7 protein-coding genes are annotated in these 14,820 nt (G+C 76.6%); 4 read left to right on the plus strand and 3 right to left on the minus strand.

Annotated elements, in window-relative coordinates:
* Window positions 1-150: 150 nt before the first annotated feature.
* Window positions 151-6,099, minus strand: a complete 5,949-nt coding sequence (locus Q1A09_RS22390) for an AAA domain-containing protein (protein ID WP_299960563.1) — start codon at window positions 6,097-6,099, stop codon at window positions 151-153.
* Window positions 6,100-6,172: 73 nt separating this feature from the next.
* Entirely contained in the window at window positions 6,173-7,015 is an 843-nt protein-coding gene (gene sigJ, locus Q1A09_RS22395; protein WP_299960581.1) for an RNA polymerase sigma factor SigJ, read from the minus strand.
* Between the two features lie 61 nt (window positions 7,016-7,076).
* Between sigJ and Q1A09_RS22400 the strand changes: the two genes are divergently transcribed.
* Window positions 7,077-7,847: an SDR family oxidoreductase gene (locus Q1A09_RS22400; RefSeq protein WP_299960566.1), complete on the plus strand. Its 771-nt coding sequence runs from the start codon at window positions 7,077-7,079 to the stop codon at window positions 7,845-7,847.
* Window positions 7,848-7,909: 62 nt separating this feature from the next.
* Here Q1A09_RS22400 and Q1A09_RS22405 read toward each other — a convergent pair whose 3' ends face one another.
* The gene (locus Q1A09_RS22405; protein ID WP_299960569.1) at window positions 7,910-9,427 is read right to left on the minus strand and encodes a M20/M25/M40 family metallo-hydrolase; all 1,518 of its coding nucleotides are present in this window, start codon (window positions 9,425-9,427) and stop codon (window positions 7,910-7,912) included.
* Window positions 9,428-9,864: 437 nt separating this feature from the next.
* Here Q1A09_RS22405 and Q1A09_RS22410 point away from each other — a divergent pair, with 437 nt between their 5' ends.
* The 3 genes from Q1A09_RS22410 to Q1A09_RS22420 all read left to right on the plus strand — a co-directional run bounded on the left by Q1A09_RS22410 (window position 9,865) and on the right by Q1A09_RS22420 (window position 14,756).
* Window positions 9,865-10,338, plus strand: coding sequence for a hypothetical protein (locus Q1A09_RS22410; RefSeq protein WP_299960572.1), 474 nt, complete (start codon window positions 9,865-9,867; stop codon window positions 10,336-10,338).
* Between the two features lie 226 nt (window positions 10,339-10,564).
* A complete protein-coding gene (locus Q1A09_RS22415; RefSeq protein ID WP_299960575.1) occupies window positions 10,565-11,872 on the plus strand; it encodes a DUF3048 domain-containing protein in 1,308 nt (435 codons plus the stop codon).
* Window positions 11,873-12,722: 850 nt separating this feature from the next.
* Window positions 12,723-14,756 (plus strand): metallophosphoesterase, encoded by a 2,034-nt coding sequence (locus Q1A09_RS22420; RefSeq protein ID WP_299960578.1) that lies wholly within the window; start codon window positions 12,723-12,725, stop codon window positions 14,754-14,756.
* Window positions 14,757-14,820: the final 64 nt, after the last annotated feature.

The raw sequence follows: 14,820 nt of genomic DNA on the forward strand, positions 1-14,820 counted from the left end.
CTTCCGCGTCGAACGACAACCGGATGGCCGATGGCGCACCTGGCGACCCGACGGCACCGAGATCCTCATCGGACCACCGCTGCTCGGGTGACCCGCGGCGGCTGATCCCCGTAACCCCGAGCGGTGGCCGCTCGGGGTTGCGAGGCGTGGTCATCCGACGGCCGGCTCGTCCACGGCTGCGCGCGGCTCGGGCACGCTGCGGGCCTCTGTGTGGCGCGCCGCATCGGGGGCATCGCCCGTCTGGCTCCGGGCCGTGCCGTCGTCGGCCGGCTCGGTGGTGGCACTGACGCCGCCGCCACCCACGCCGAAGAGGCCGTACCCCTCCATCGCGGTCGGCTCTGCGGTGCTGTCGGTCATCGGGGAGCTGTGGACCTCGGGAGCCTGCGGGACAGCGGCCTCAGGGATCTCAGAGGCCTGCTGGACAGCGGCCTCGGTGGCCTGGGGGACAGCGGCTGCGGTGGCCTGTGGGACAGCGGCCTCGGTGGCCTGGGGGACAGTGGCCACAGGGACCTGGGGGAGCGCGGCTACCGGGACCACCAGGTCGTCCGACGCCGCGTCCTCTGTCACCGCGGTGAGCAGCTGCCCCGAGCCGGCCCGGGTGATCCGGTCCGCCCGCACCGCCTGGGCCAACGCGGCCTCCAGGTACGGCATGAGCACCGGGTGCCGGCGGCGGTGGCCGAACACCGCCAGGGTCTGGGAGAACAGCTCGTCCCGGGTCAGCCCGGCGACCGACCGGCACAGCGCCACCATCGCGTTGACGAGCTCCTGCGGCGGCACGTGCTCCAGGGCCCGCTCGGTGCTCGCCGCCTGCCGCCGGAACGCCGTCCACGCCGCCGGGTCCACCGACGCCGGCCACAGGAACTCCGCATCACCACCGGGCAGCAGCGCGAGGATCGACTCGATCCGGGCGGTGTTCACCCGCGGCACCCCGCAGGCCGCCGCGGTCAGCCGAGCCAGCCGCTCGCGGTGGATGGGACCCTCGGCCGCGACCCCGGCGGTCAGCAGTCGCCGCACCAGCCGGGCCGCCTCCGGGTTCGCCAGCTGGCGCAACGTCGTCGGTTCGCCCACCGGCTTCGGCGTCCAGGGCCGGAACAGCTCCTCGTCCGGCAGCCGGGCCGGCGTCACCACCGGCTGCGCCGGGCACCGCACCGGCTCACCCACCGGTCCGTCGTCCTCGTCGTCCAGGTCCAGCGGCTCGATGACGGGCTCGGCGGCCGGCATCGGCATCTCCAGCGGGGCCAGCAGCGGCACCGGCGGGCAGGCGCCGTCCACGGTGGCCACCAGCCGGTCGAGCACCGCGTCGCGCTCGGCCAGCCACTCCGGCAGCCACACCCGCTGCACCGCCGGCCACCCGCGCGCCGTCTCCAGCTCGAGGTACGTCAGCTCCCGGTCCACCGGGTGCAGTGCCGCCCACGCCTGCCCGTCGAGCAGCACCGCCAGCAGCGGCTGGTCCGGCGCCTCGGCCCGGGCGACGGTCAGGTCCACCCGGGAGGACGACCAGCCGACGTCGGTCCGCGCCACCAGCCCGCGGTCGCGCAGTGCAGCGGCGACGTCCTCGCGGTAAGGGTCCGGGGCCGGGGCATGGCCGCCGGCCCAGGGCAGCTCCGGCGCACCGTGTTCGGCGAGGTCCAGGTGCGCGCGCAGCCGGCGCACGCCCAGCTGTGCGGTCACCTCCGGCCGCAGCAGCTCGGGGGTGAAGGAGGCGAACAGCACCAGCTGACGGCGGGCCCGGGTCATCGCCACCGTCAGCCGGCGCTCACCACCTGCCCGGCTCAGCGGCCCCAGGTCCAGCGGCAGCCGGCCGTGCTCGTCGTCCGAGCAGCCCAGCGACAGCAGGACGACGTCGGCGGTCACGTCCTGCGCCTGCTCCACGTCCCGCACCGCCAGCGTGCCGCTCTCCAGCGCGGCGGCCAGCCGGGGGTCGGCGTCCGCCCGCACCAGGCCCTCGACCAGCCGGGCCTGCGGCGCGTGCAGCGTGACCACGGCGACCGAGGGAGCGGCGTCCGGCGACGCGTCGAAGCGGTGCCGCAGCTCGGCGACCACCGCCCGCGCCTCCACCGGGTTGGTCTCGCGCTGGTCCCCGGCACGCTGGAAGACCCCGTCCACCCGCACCAGCGAGACCGCCGGCCCGGCCGGTGCGCCGGGGACCGTCCGCAGCCGGCCGTCGTGGGCCACCGCGGAGGTCACCGCGATCAGCGCCTCGTCCCGGGCGGCGTGCTGCCAGGTCAGCTCCCGCCGCGGCACCCCGGCGCGCAGGCACGCGGCCAGCAGGCCCTCGTCGGGCAGCTCGTCGGGCGCACCGCGCGGCGGCAGCTGGCCACCGTCGCCGACCACGACCGCCGCGGTGCCCCGGCCCAGCGCGCCGAGCACATCGGTCACCCGCAGGGACTGCGCGTCCTCGACCACCACCAGGTCGAACGAGCCGGCGGCCGGTGGCAGCAGCCGGGCGACCGCGTCCGGGGTGGCCAGCACACAGCCGGCCGGCACCGCGGTGCCAGCGGGCAGTGCGGCGCGCACCGCTGCCTCGGTCCGGGCACGCGACGAGGCGACCAGCGACCGGCGCACCGCATCCTCCGGCGCCTCGACAGCACGCCCGCCGGCCGCGGACCGCTCGGCGAAGGAGGCCTCGGCGACGCCCCGGTCGAACGACGCGAGCGCATCCGCGGCCGGCACGTGGCCGGCCAGCAGCGCCGCCCGCGCCTCGGACAGTCCGGCGGCGTCCAGCAGGTGCACGTGTCGCAGCAGGTCCAGCCAGTGCCCGAGCGAGGGGAGGCCGAACTGCTCCACGGCCCGCTCTTCCTGGGTGGCGTCCCACTGGCGCACCAGACCGCCCTCGCCGGCCCAGGCGAGCAGCTGCTCCAGCGATCCGTCGCACGCCCGCGGCAGCGCGGCCAGCGCCGCGCGGAGCCGACGGACGGCCACCGCCCGGGCCGGGTCGACCGGTGGGGCGGTGTCCAGGAAGCGGCGCAGCGGGGGAGCGAACGCCGGTGCGCCGTCGAGCACCGCGGCGACCCCGCGCACCGCCGCGACCTGCCGCTCGACCAGCCCCGGGTCGACCAGCGGGTTCCAGTTCCACGGCACCGCCAGCCCGGCGATGGTCGAGCAGCGCAGTGCCAGCTCGCGCGCGGTGGCCTGCAGCTCCACCAGCTCGGGGACCAGCGCCGGCACGTCGGCCGGCTCCACGTGCGCGTCCGGGTCCAGCCCCGGCGCCAGCTCGGCGAGGACGGCGGTCAGCCGCTTCACCCGGCCGAAGCGCCCCGACGTGGCCGCCTGCCGGGCGTCGTCGGCGATGCCGGCCAGCGGCAGGTCCAGCGCCTGGGGGAGCGCGACCTCCAGCGCCGGGTGGACGGCGGTGGTGAACGCGGCGACGTCGGCGAGCAGGTCGGAGATCTGGTCGGCCCACGCCGGGGTGCGCACCGCGTCGAGGTCGGCCAACGGCACGGCCGGCCCGGCGAGCACGGTGGCGACCGCGTCGAGGTCCGCGGGCGTGCGGGCGGCGGCCACCACCCGGGCCAGCGGTCCGGCGGGCGGCAGCGCCCGGAGTGCGGTGTCGACGGCGACCGCGGCGGCCTGGACGGCTACCGGGTCGGCGTCGGCCGAGTCGACGAAGCCCCACGGGTGACCCGGCCGGGGCCGGGCGCGGTCGGCCACCTCGGGCAGCGTGCTGAGCACGTGACGGACCGCCGCCGTCGTGCGGGCCGAGGCGGTGGCGACGAAGGCGGGAGCCAGCGGCAGGGTCGGGAGATCCGGGGCGGCGGACAGCACCCCGGCGTACGCGGCGGCCAGCGACAGCCCGGCGGAGTTGGGGTCGTGCGCCCGGGCGACGTGGTCGGCCACCGCGCGTCGCGCGTCCCGCAGCTCGGTGACCGCCGCCGAGGTCCGGACAACGGGCAGGCCGCCCTCGCCGGTGGTGTCGGGGGAGAGCTCGACGTCCGCGGGGAGCGCGTCGGCAGCGGGGGGCACCGCGTCGGCGGCGGGGGGCACCGCGTCGGCGGCGAGGCGGGCGACGTCCTGCAGGCGCTGCGAGACCGCGTCCAGCGACGCCTGCTGCGCGGCGACCACCAGCACCCGCTGGCCCTGGCCGGCGGCGGCGACCAGCAGGTCGGCGACGGTCTGGGTGCGGCCGGTGCCGGGGGCGCCCTCCAGCACGAAGGTGCGGCCGGCGAGGGCGTCGGCGATCGCCTGCAGCTGGTCGGTGTCGGCGGGCAGCGGCAGGGTCGCGCTCAGCTCGGCCAGGTCGACGTCGGCCGGGCCCGGGTCGGCGAACGGCTGGCCGGGGCGCAGCAGCACCGGCACGAGCGGGTTGCGCAGCGCGCCGGCGCCCAGCCGTTCGGCGTCCTGGCGCACCCGGTGTGCCGCCGCGGGCAGCACCGCGAGGTCGGCGGTCGGCTCCACCCGGAACGGCAGCCCGCGCTGGGCCAGCTCCTGCCGCAGCGCGGGCAGCGCGCTCGCCAGGTCGATGTCGGCCCCGTCGTCCAGGCCGGCCAGGGCGACGCCGGTGCGGCGGCGCAGCTCGGCCAGCAGGCAGCCGTTCGGGCCGGGCGTGCCGCCCGGCGCGGCGCTCAGCCGGTAGGCGCCCGAGCTCGCCACCCGGGTGAGCACGACGGGCACCAGCAGCAGCGGCGAGCGCACCGCCTCGCCCTCGACCTCCCAGCTGACCGAGCCCAGCGCCAGGTGCAGCTCCCCGGACCCGTCGGCCGGCTCACGCACCCGGTCGGCGAGCAGGCCGAGCCGGCGGGCGTACTCGGCCGAGTCGACGTCGGCGTAGACGCCGCCGTGGTCGAGCAGCAGCTCGCCGAGCTGGTGCGGCGGCAGGTCCCGCGCCGAGCGGATGCCGCGCCGCCGGGCGGCCGCGCCGAGCTGGTCGGCGGGCAGCAGGGTCAGCCGGGCGTCCGCACCGAGGCCCTCGGCGAGTGCGGCCAGCCGACCCGGCGGCACGGTCAGCGGCAGCGCCGCCTCGGGGCGCCGGTCCAGGTCCAGCAGGGGAGCCGTCGTCCCGTCGGTCCGCGGGCGGGTGTCGCGGGCCGGACGGCGGCCGGTCAGCGGTCCCGGCAGTGGCAGCGGGGCGACGCCGTCCAGCCGGGCCCGGTGCACGTCGGTGACGCCGAGCACGCGGCGCAGGTCACCGGCCAGCCAGGCGGCGGCCGCGGTGCGGTGCAGGTCGCCGAAGGTCGCCGGCTCCGCGGTGTGCGCCAGCATCGTGGTCTCGACCAGCGCGATCTCACCGGCGTGCACCAGCTCGACCAGCCCGCTGACCTCGGTGGTCGCCGTGCTCGCCGCGCAGCACGGGGTGCGCCACCAGCCCAGGAAGGCGTGCCCGGGGGAGCTGCCGCCGTCGGCGGCGACCCACACCAGCGGCCGGACGCCGGCGTGCTCGAGCGCCGCGGCCAGGGTCAGCGTCGTGTCCAGGCTGCTGCCGGTGCGCTCCTCGAGCACCTCCGCCGGCGTGCGCACCCGCTGCGGGACGTCGGCCCAGCTGGTCGACGTCGGCTGCGGCCGCACCGCCCGGCGGCGCACCATCTCCACGATCGCGGCGACCGTCTCGTCGATCCGCCGCACCGCGGTGGGCGGCTCACCGACGGCGGCGTCCCCGGTGCGCTGGCGGAGCAGGTCGGCGGCCGCGCCGACCAGCCCGGCCACCGCCGGGGAGTCCGGCTGCACGTGCGCGGCCAGCAGCTCGAACCCGAGCGGGGACGGCGCGGCCAGCCAGTGCCCGGCAGCCAGCACCCGCACGCCTGCCGAGCCGCGGCCCACCAGCTCACCGTCGTGCTCGACCCGCACCTCGACCGTGCCGGTGCCGGTCTCGCGGACCGCGGCCAGGGCGTCGGGGTCCAGCAGCACCAGGTCGGTGAGCGCCGTCGTCCGGCCGGGGACGACGTCGACGACCCGCTCGACCGGGGCGCCCAGCGCCACGCCGGCCGCGGTGATCGTCGCGGTCACCCGGGCGCCGCGGACCGGTCCGCCGGACAGCGTCAGCCCGGCCAGCACCGGCACGCCCGCCCGGGCCAGCGCCTCGCCGACCACCGGCACGCAGTCGAGCACCACGGAGACCCGGAGGTCACGGTCCGCGGCGTGCTGCGGGCACGGGGAGTCGCCCATGGGGCCTGTCTACCGCCGCGGGACCGCAGCGCGCGGGAGCCCCGGCGGGCGTGTGACGACTGAGGCGGGAGGGTCAGCTCCAGCGGGTGAGCTTCTCCGGGTTCAGCACGATCCACACGTCGGTGGGCCGGTCGCCGGCCACGCGGAGGACCAGCACCCCACGCATGCCCCGGTCGTCGCGCCACGCGTAGCCGACGCCGTCGCCGGTGGTCACCTCCTCGAGCACCACGCCCGGGTTCTTGGCCACCAGGCCGAGCAGGAACCGGGCCACCTGCACCGCCCCGCGCACCGGGTTGCGGGCCGCGCTGACCACGCCGCCGCCGTCCGAGCGCAGGACGACGTCCGGGTCCAGCAGCGCGACCAGCGCGGCGAGGTCGCCGCCGGCGCAGGCGGCGGCGAAGGCGCGCACCACCGCGTCGCGCCGGGCCGGTGCCGGGGCGTCGGCACGGGCGGCGTCGACCCGGCGGCGGGCGGAGGTGGCCAGCTGGCGGCAGGCCCCGCGGCTGCGCCCGACCGCCTCGGCGATCTCGCCGTAGGGCACCGCGAACACCTCGTGCAGCACGAACACCACCCGCTCGGCCGGGGTCAGCGTCTCCAGCACGACCAGCAGCGCCAGCCCCACCGAGTCGCCGAGGGCGGCGCGCTCGGCCGGGTCGTCGACCGCGCCGGCCGGCACCGGCTCGGGCAGCCACTCGCCGACGTACCGCTCCCGGCGGGCCCGCGCCGAGCCGAGCACGTCCAGGCAGACCCGGCTCACCACCCGGGTCAGCCAGGCGGCCGGCCGGTCGATCGCCGCCCGCTCGGCCTCGGTCAGCCGGTACCAGCGGGCGTAGGTCTCCTGGACGGCGTCCTCGGCGTCGGCCGTCGTGCCGAGCATCCGGAACGCGACGGCGGTCAGGTGCTGTCGCTGGTCCATGACGCTCACGTCGGCAGCCTGGCAGACCTCACATCTGCCGGAGCTGCGTCGTCAGGAGGGCATGACACCTCCGCAGCAGCTCACCCTCGCCGTCGCCGGGGCCACCGGCGTCGTCGGGCAGCACGTCGTCACCCACGCCCGGGCGGCCGGGCACACCGTCGTCCCGGTCTCCCGCGGCACCGGCCAGGACGTCGTCACCGGCGCCGGGCTCGCCGCGGCGCTGGACGGCGCCGACGCCGTCATCGACGTCACCAGCGTGGTCACCACCCGGACCCGGGAGTCGGTCGACTTCTTCACCCGGGCGACCGAGCAGCTGCTCGCCGCCGAGCGGGCCGCCGGCATCGGGCACCACGTGGCGCTGTCCATCGTCGGCATCGACGGGGAGCCCAGCGGCTACTACGCCGGCAAGGTCGCCCAGGAGCGGCTGGTCGCCGCCGGGCCGGTGCCGTGGACGCTGCTGCGGGCCACCCAGTTCCACGAGTTCGCCGCGCAGCTGGTGCGGCGGGCCGCGGTCGGGCCGTTCGTCGTCGTCCCGGCGGTGCGGGTGGCGACCGTCGCGGCCGATGAGGTCGCCGACGCCCTCGTCCAGCTCGCCACGGGTGGACCGCGCGGGCGGGTGGCCGACCTGGGCGGGCCGGCGGAGGCCGAGCTGGCGGACCTGGTGCGCCGGTACCTCGCCGCGACCGGGCAGCGCCGCCGGGCGCTGCGGGTGCCGCTGCCCGGCGCCGCCGGCCGGCGGATGCGCGACGGCCGCCTCGTGCCGGGCCCGGACGCCGACCGCGGCCGGGTCACCTTCGACGAGTGGCTCGGCGGGCTGGGGCCCGCGCGCTGACGGCAGCGGGGCCGGACACCAACGGGTGGTGTCCGGCCCCGCTGTTCACGAGGTGCCGCGGGTCAGGCCGCCGCGTGGTGCCCGACGTCGTCCCCGCCGCCGGTGCCGTGGCCGCGCCCGCCGCCCCAGCCCTCGCCCCATCCGTGCCCGTGCTCGTTCCCCTTCCCGTGGCCCTTGCCGTGGTCCTTGCCGTTGTCGGTCAGGTCCAGCGGGGTCGGGTCGGAGGCCAGCGCCAGGGTGGCGTAGGCGATCGCCTGGCTGTTGATCTCCAGGGCCTCACGGTCGACGTTGCTCAGGTCGTCCTCGGCGGTGTGGTAGTTCGGGTCGAGCGGGATGCCGGCCGTCCCGCCGAAGAGCGCGACCTCCTCCTCGGTCTTGATGTCGTCGGCGCCGGTGAACAGGCCGCTGGCCGGGATGCCGGCCTCGATGAACGCCTGGTAGTCCGAGCGCCCGGAGAACTCGGTGTCCACCCACGGCTGCCCGGTCTGGTCGAACCGGTCGGTGAACACCTGCTCCAGCGTCTCCGACCCCTCGGGTACCGCGACCGGCGCCTCGTAGGTCGACTGGTCGGCGTCGTACACCCCGATGACGTAGTTCGGCGACCCGACCATGTCGAAGTTGAGGTACCCGGTGATCTGCCCGGCCTCGGCCTCGGTCAGCGACGCCACGTACTCGGTGGAGCCGACCAGCCCGGACTCCTCGGCGCCCCACCAGGCGAACCGGACGGCGTTGCGGGCCGGGTCCTCGTCGAGCAGCTCGACCGCGGTCTCCAGGATCGCCGCCGAACCGGTGCCGTTGTCGTTGATGCCCGGGCCCTCGGGCACCGAGTCCAGGTGCGCCCCCAGCATGATCACGTTGTCCGGGTCGCCCCACGGCGTCTGGGCGATGACGTTGAAGGTCGTCGTCTCGACCACGTCGACGACGATGTCGAGCACCGCGGTCCGGCCCAGCTGGCCCAGCAGGGTCGCCCCGACGGCCTGGGTGACGCCGCCGACCGGGATGCCGGTGGCGCCCTGGCCGAGGGTGCCGTTGACCGGCTCGTCGGGCACGTTGTTGACGACCAGCACACCGACCGCCCCGGCCGTGGCGGCGTTCTGCTGCTTCTGCGCGAAGGTGCACGCGCCGCGCGGCACGAGCGCCACCGTGCCGGCGGTGGCCGCGGTGAAGTCGGTGGCCTCGCAGCCCGGCGTCGCGTCGCCCGCGGCGATCGTGAACAGCGGCCCGGACACCGAGCCGGACGGCGAGAACTCCAGCGCCTGCACCTCGACCGGGGCGCCGCCGACGGTCAGCGTCTCGGTGACCGTGGTCGAGGAGGTGAAGTCGAAGTACTGCCGCTGCACCTCGTAGCCGGCGTCCTCCAGCTCCTCCTGCACGTAGTCGCCGGACGCGTCGTAGCCCGGCGTCCCGCTCGCCCGGTTGCCGCCGTTCTCGTCGGCGATCTCCTGGAACTCCTCCAGGTGCTCCATCACCTCCCGGGTCTTCACCTCGGTGGCGAACTCCTCCAGGTCCGGACCGCCGGCGCTCGCCGGAGCGGCCAGCAGGACGGAGCCGGCGAACGTGGCCGCGGTGGCGACGGCCAAGCCGGTTCGGCGCGTACGGAGTGACATCGTCGTCCCCTCGTCGGGCAGCCGCAGGTCCCGTCCCCGCGGCCGGTGCGGCGAACCTAGGCAGCTCGGTGCGGCGGCGTCGAGGGCTGCGGGACGGCCGGCCCCGCCGTTGCGCGCGGACCCGATCCGCATCCCCGCTGGTCGACTCGTGTGTCGCGGGTCACCGTCCGGTGTGCGGGCGGCCAGGACACGCCGGGCGCGACACCCCGGCGAACGCTCCTGCCGGTCAGCTGTGAACCCGGCCGCCTGGGTCGCCCGGGCTCCGCGTTGTGGCAGTGTCGGACCAGCGACCGGACGGTCGGGGCAGCTTCCGGGCCGCACCGCGATCGACGTCCGGCCACCCCACCCGCGCCGCGCACGGTCGCCGGCGCGCGCTCCCCACCCCCAGACACGAACGAGGCACGCACGCGATGAGCAGCACCGACCCCACCTCGCCGAGCCAGCCCACGCCGTCGACCACGACGACGGGCCAGCTCAGCAGCGAGCCGACGGCGGCGACCGGGTACCCCGAGGGCAGCAGCGCCGCCGGGACCGACACCGGCACCACCGACGTCACCGGCGCCCCTGACGGCACCACCGAGGGCGAGCCCGGCTGGGTCACCCGGCACACCACCCTGCTGATCACGGTGATGGTCGCGGTCATCGTCGCGGCCCTGGCGATCGCCGGCCTGACCTTCTACCGGTCCTCGGTCGAGGACCGCAACGCCGACACCGAGGCCGCGTTCGCCGCGATGGTCGCCGGGCAGGGCGCCGCGGTGGAGACCGTCGAGTGCGACGGCGACACCTGCTCGGCCGTGATCGGCGGCCAGGCCTACACCGTGCTGGTCCAGGAGGACGAGGACGGCGAGCAGCACTTCGGCGTCGCCGCCTACACCGGCGACTGACCCGCGGGGCCGCTGAGGCGGCTGACCCGCGGGGCCGCTGAGGCGGCTGGGACGCACGACCGCTGACGCGGCTGACCCGCGGGGCCGCTGGGGCGGCTGGGACGACGCGGCGGACCGGCGCCGCCCTGCCCGGTGCGGCGGCCCGGGCTCCGGCGGCGTCCCGCCCTAGCGTCGGCGCCGGCCGTCCGCCGGGTGGTCGCCTCCCTCGCCGAGCAGGAGCACCGCCGTGGCCCGTCCCTCCTCCGCCGCCCTCCGCACCGACGTGCGCGCCCGCCCCCGGCCGACCGGCCGGGAGCGGGCGCGCCGGCGGATCGGTGCGGCGTTGCTCGCCGGGGTGGCGCTGACCGGGACGGCCTCCTGTGCCGGCAGCTCGGACGCCGCCGTCGCGGCCACCGTCACCCCGCCGGCGTCGTCCACGCCGCCGCCCCCGCCGCCGGTGTACTGGCCGCTGACCGGCCTGGAGAGCGGCACCGTGCCGGCCCACCCGGCGCTCGCGGTGAAGATCGAGAACTCCGTCGACGCGCGGCCGCAGACCGGTCTGGGCGCCGCGGACGTGGTGTGGGAGCAGGTCGTCGAGGGCGGCATCTCCCGCTACGTGGCCGTCTACCACTCGACGCTGCCGCCGCAGCTGGGTCCGGTCCGCTCGATCCGGCCGATGGACCCGGCGATCGCCGCGCCGCTGCACGGCCTGTTCGCCGCCTCCGGGGGCCAGGCCGGCTACGTCCGCGACGTCGCCGACGCCGGCCTGCAGGTGCTCACCTTCGATGCCGGGGACGACGGCTTCGCCCGCATCGCCACCCGCAGCGCACCGCACAACGTCTACGTCGACACCCAGGCGCTGCTCGCCCAGGCCGACGCCACCCACCTCGCCGACCCGGCACCGCAGTTCGACCTCGCCACCACGCCCGACCAGGCCGGCGCCGTCCTGGCCGGCACGCCGGCGAGCACGCTGTCGCTGACCCTGTCCGGGGTGAGCCGCCCGCAGTGGACCTGGAGCGCGCCGGAGGCCAGGTGGCTGCGCGCCGAGGGCGGCACCCCCGCCGTCGAGGCCGACGGCGCCCGGCTGGGGGCGGCGAACGTCGTGGTGCTCCGGGTGGACGTCGTCTCCACCGGGGGAGTGGACCCGGCGGGCAACCCCATCCCGGAGATCGTGCTGGCCGGCCGGGGTGCGGCGCTGGTCGCCAGCGGTGGGAGGACGCTGCCGGCCACCTGGGTGAAGGGCGGCGTCGCCGACCGGGTCGTGCTGCTCGGGGCGGACGGCAACCCGGTGCGGCTGGCCCCCGGCCGCACCTGGGTCGAGCTGGTGCCGAACCGGGGCGGCGCGGTCACCGTCGGCCGGATCAGGGGAGGAGTCAGCTGCGGGACATCGCCGGCCGGGCGGACGCCCAGACCAGGAAGCGGGCCGCCTGCTGCAGGTCGGGGATGTCGTTGCCCACCAGCGAGCGGAGCAGGTCGTTGCTCCACACCGCGAGCCGGCCGATCGTCCAGGTGGCCTTCTCCACCGGCGGCAGGTCCAGCTCGAAGACCGTCTTGACCAGTTCCTTCTTGCCGCCGGCCGCCGCGGTGTACCGGACGATCGGCAGGAACCGCTCGGGCTCGACCACGCACAGCACCTTGGTCAGCAGCGACTCCTTGAAGGAGGGGAAACCCAGCCCCTTCTTCGTGCCGTCGACCAGGTGGGTGAACCGGTCCTCCAGGCGCAGGCTGTCCGGCCCGAAGAGCAGGTAGTCGATGCTGGCCCGCACCTGCGTGGCGGCCTTGTCCGGCCCGGCGGTCTTCCAGGCGCGGTTGAAGCCCGACACGTTGCCCGGGTCGGCCACGGTGGTGGAGTTCGCGAAGTGCAGCAGCTGGTCGGCGGTCGCCGTCCGCAGGCCCTCCGGGGTGAACAGCGCGGCGTAGCGCTCGCGGTACCCGGCGACGTCCGGGTCGGGCTCGGGCCGCTCCAGCAGGAACTCCGAGGTCAGCAGCATGACCCGCTCGCGCACGTCCGGCCGGACGTCGGCGGGGGCGGGGAAGGACGACTGGAGGGAGTCCACGGACTGGACCGCCGGGCGGGCCGGGTCGCGACGGGTCTCCCCGCGCAGCCACTCGTTGCCGCAGTCGTCGCAGTGGATCAGCAGCCGGCCATCCGGCTGCGGGGTGCCCGAGATCTCCTCGGAGCTGCAGGTGGGGCAGGTGATCAGTGCCATGGGGCCCCGTTCGTCGGTGGATGGGAGTGCGTTCGCGCGGCTGGTCCGCGGGCTCGCCGACCAGGTGCCGACGACGTCGTCCGTCGTCTCCCCGGCTGCTGAGCGCCCCGTCCTCGTGACCAAGGGTCGCACGCCACGGGCTCCCGGCCGCGTCGAGCGCACCCGCGGGCCCACCGACGGGGGACGATGTCCCCGATGTCCCGGAACCGCGACGACGCCACACAGCTGCCCCTGCCCTTCCCGCCGACCCGGCGGGACCGCGCCGAGCACGCCGCCCGGCGGGCCGGCGGCGCGGCTGCCCTGGTGCTGCGCGTCCTCGCCCGCTGGGTGCTGCGGATCGCGCTGCCGGTGTTCTGCGGGGCGGCCGCGCTGCAGGCGTTCCCGTACCACGCGACCGTGCAGGGCGTGCCCTTCGAGGTGCAGGGGTCGCTGTTCAGCCGCCCGGGCCTGTCCGCCGACACGACCCTGGGCAGCTGGGAGTTCCCCGAGGTCAGCGGCGTGCCGTTCGGGGTGCACATCAGCCCAGAGGACGTCGACGTCCTGCAGCTGGCCCGGCTGGCCGGCGGGGACGTGCCCACGTTCGTGCAGCAGCTGCAGACCGAGATCACCGCGATGGTGCCGGAGATCGCCCGGTGGCTGATCGCCGAGCTGCTGATCGGCGTCGTGATCGGCCTGGTCGTGGCCGCGGCGATCAACATGTCGTTGCGGTACCTGCGTGGCCGGCCGCGCCGGCCGCGGGAGCTGCGGCTGCGTGCCCTGCAGGCGGCGACGGCCGCCGCCGTCACGGTCGCGGTCGCGGCCTACGGAGCGCTGACCTACAACCCGAACTGGGTGCTGGAGTCGCGGCTGACCGGCACCCTGGCCGCCGCGCAGCTGTTCCCCAGCGAGCTCAGCGACTACTACTCCCAGCAGTCCAAGGCCTTCGACGTGCTCGGTTCGGTGCTCGGCATCCAGGCCGCGCTGCAGGCCCAGATCGAGGACGACCAGACGCCGGAGACCGCCTTCCGGATCATGACGATCTCCGACATGCACCTGGCCGCCAACTACCCGCTGGTGGGGGAGTACGCCACCAACTACGGCGTCGACCTGATCATCAACGGCGGCGACGAGAGCGCCTTCGGCACCCGCCAGGAGCTGACCCCGACCTACCTCGCCGCGGTCGCGGCCGTCACCGCCGACACACCGATGCTCTGGGTCGCGGGCAACCACGACTCCCCGGCGACCGCGGAGATCATGGCCACCGTCCCCGGCGTCACGGTGCTGGGCGCCAAGACCCGCACCGGGGACAGCTACGACGTGACCGCCGCGGTGGTGGACGCCTTCGGGCTGACCATCGCCGGGCTGTCGGACCCGCGGGTCTACGGCGGCCCCGGCGTCTACGGCGCCGACGCCAAGGACGTCGTCGAGCCGCTGCAGCGCCAGGCCGTCCGCCAGGCCCTCGGTGCCGAGGACGCCGAGGACGCCGAGCAGGCGGAGGACGCCGACCGGGCCTCCGCCGCCGCTCAGGCCGCGGACGCGAGCACCTCGCCGGCGTCCGGGACCGGCACCCCGCCGGCCGACGGCACGACCACACCGACGAACGGCACGACCACCCCGCCGGCCGACGGCACGGGCATCCCGACGGACGGCACGACCACCCCGCCGGACGGCACCGCCACCCCGCCGGACGGCACGGCGCCTCAGACGGTGGACGGTGCGGCCACCCCCGCGGCCGGTGACACCGGCGATGCGGCGGACGTCGACCCCACCGACGACCTGGAGACGATCGACCTGTTCGTCACCCACGAGCCGGTCGCCGCCGAGGAGCTGCGCGAGGTGCTGCCCGACCGGATCCGGGCGACGGTGTCCGGGCACGTGCACGCCCAGAACGACGCCGGCGACATCCAGGACGACGGCACCGCGATCGACCTGGTCGAGGGTTCCACCGGCGCCGGCGGGCTGGACAACATCGTGCGGGGCGAGGAGCGGCCGCCGATCGAGTTCAGCATCCTGTCCGTCGCCGCGGACTGTCAGTTCACCCGGGTCATCCGCTTCTCCATCGAGCCCGGGGTGACCTCGCTGGTCGAGGGGCCCGGCCCGACCACTCCGCAGGCGTTCGGCGACGACGTCACCGCCTCGACCGTCTACTTCCGGCCGCAGGACGTCGACGAGGACCGTACCTGCGGCACCGACCAGGGCATCAGCGAGCAGCAGCCGTGGCCCCGGGAGGAGCTGGCCGCCGACGACTAATGGGGCTTACCGAGCCTGCTGGTCTCTGGCAGGTTCGGTGCCGGTAGCGGCCGGTGGGTCAGCA

The organism is uncultured Modestobacter sp., assembly GCF_947486615.1.
Taxonomy (GTDB): Bacteria; Actinomycetota; Actinomycetes; order Mycobacteriales; family Geodermatophilaceae; genus Modestobacter.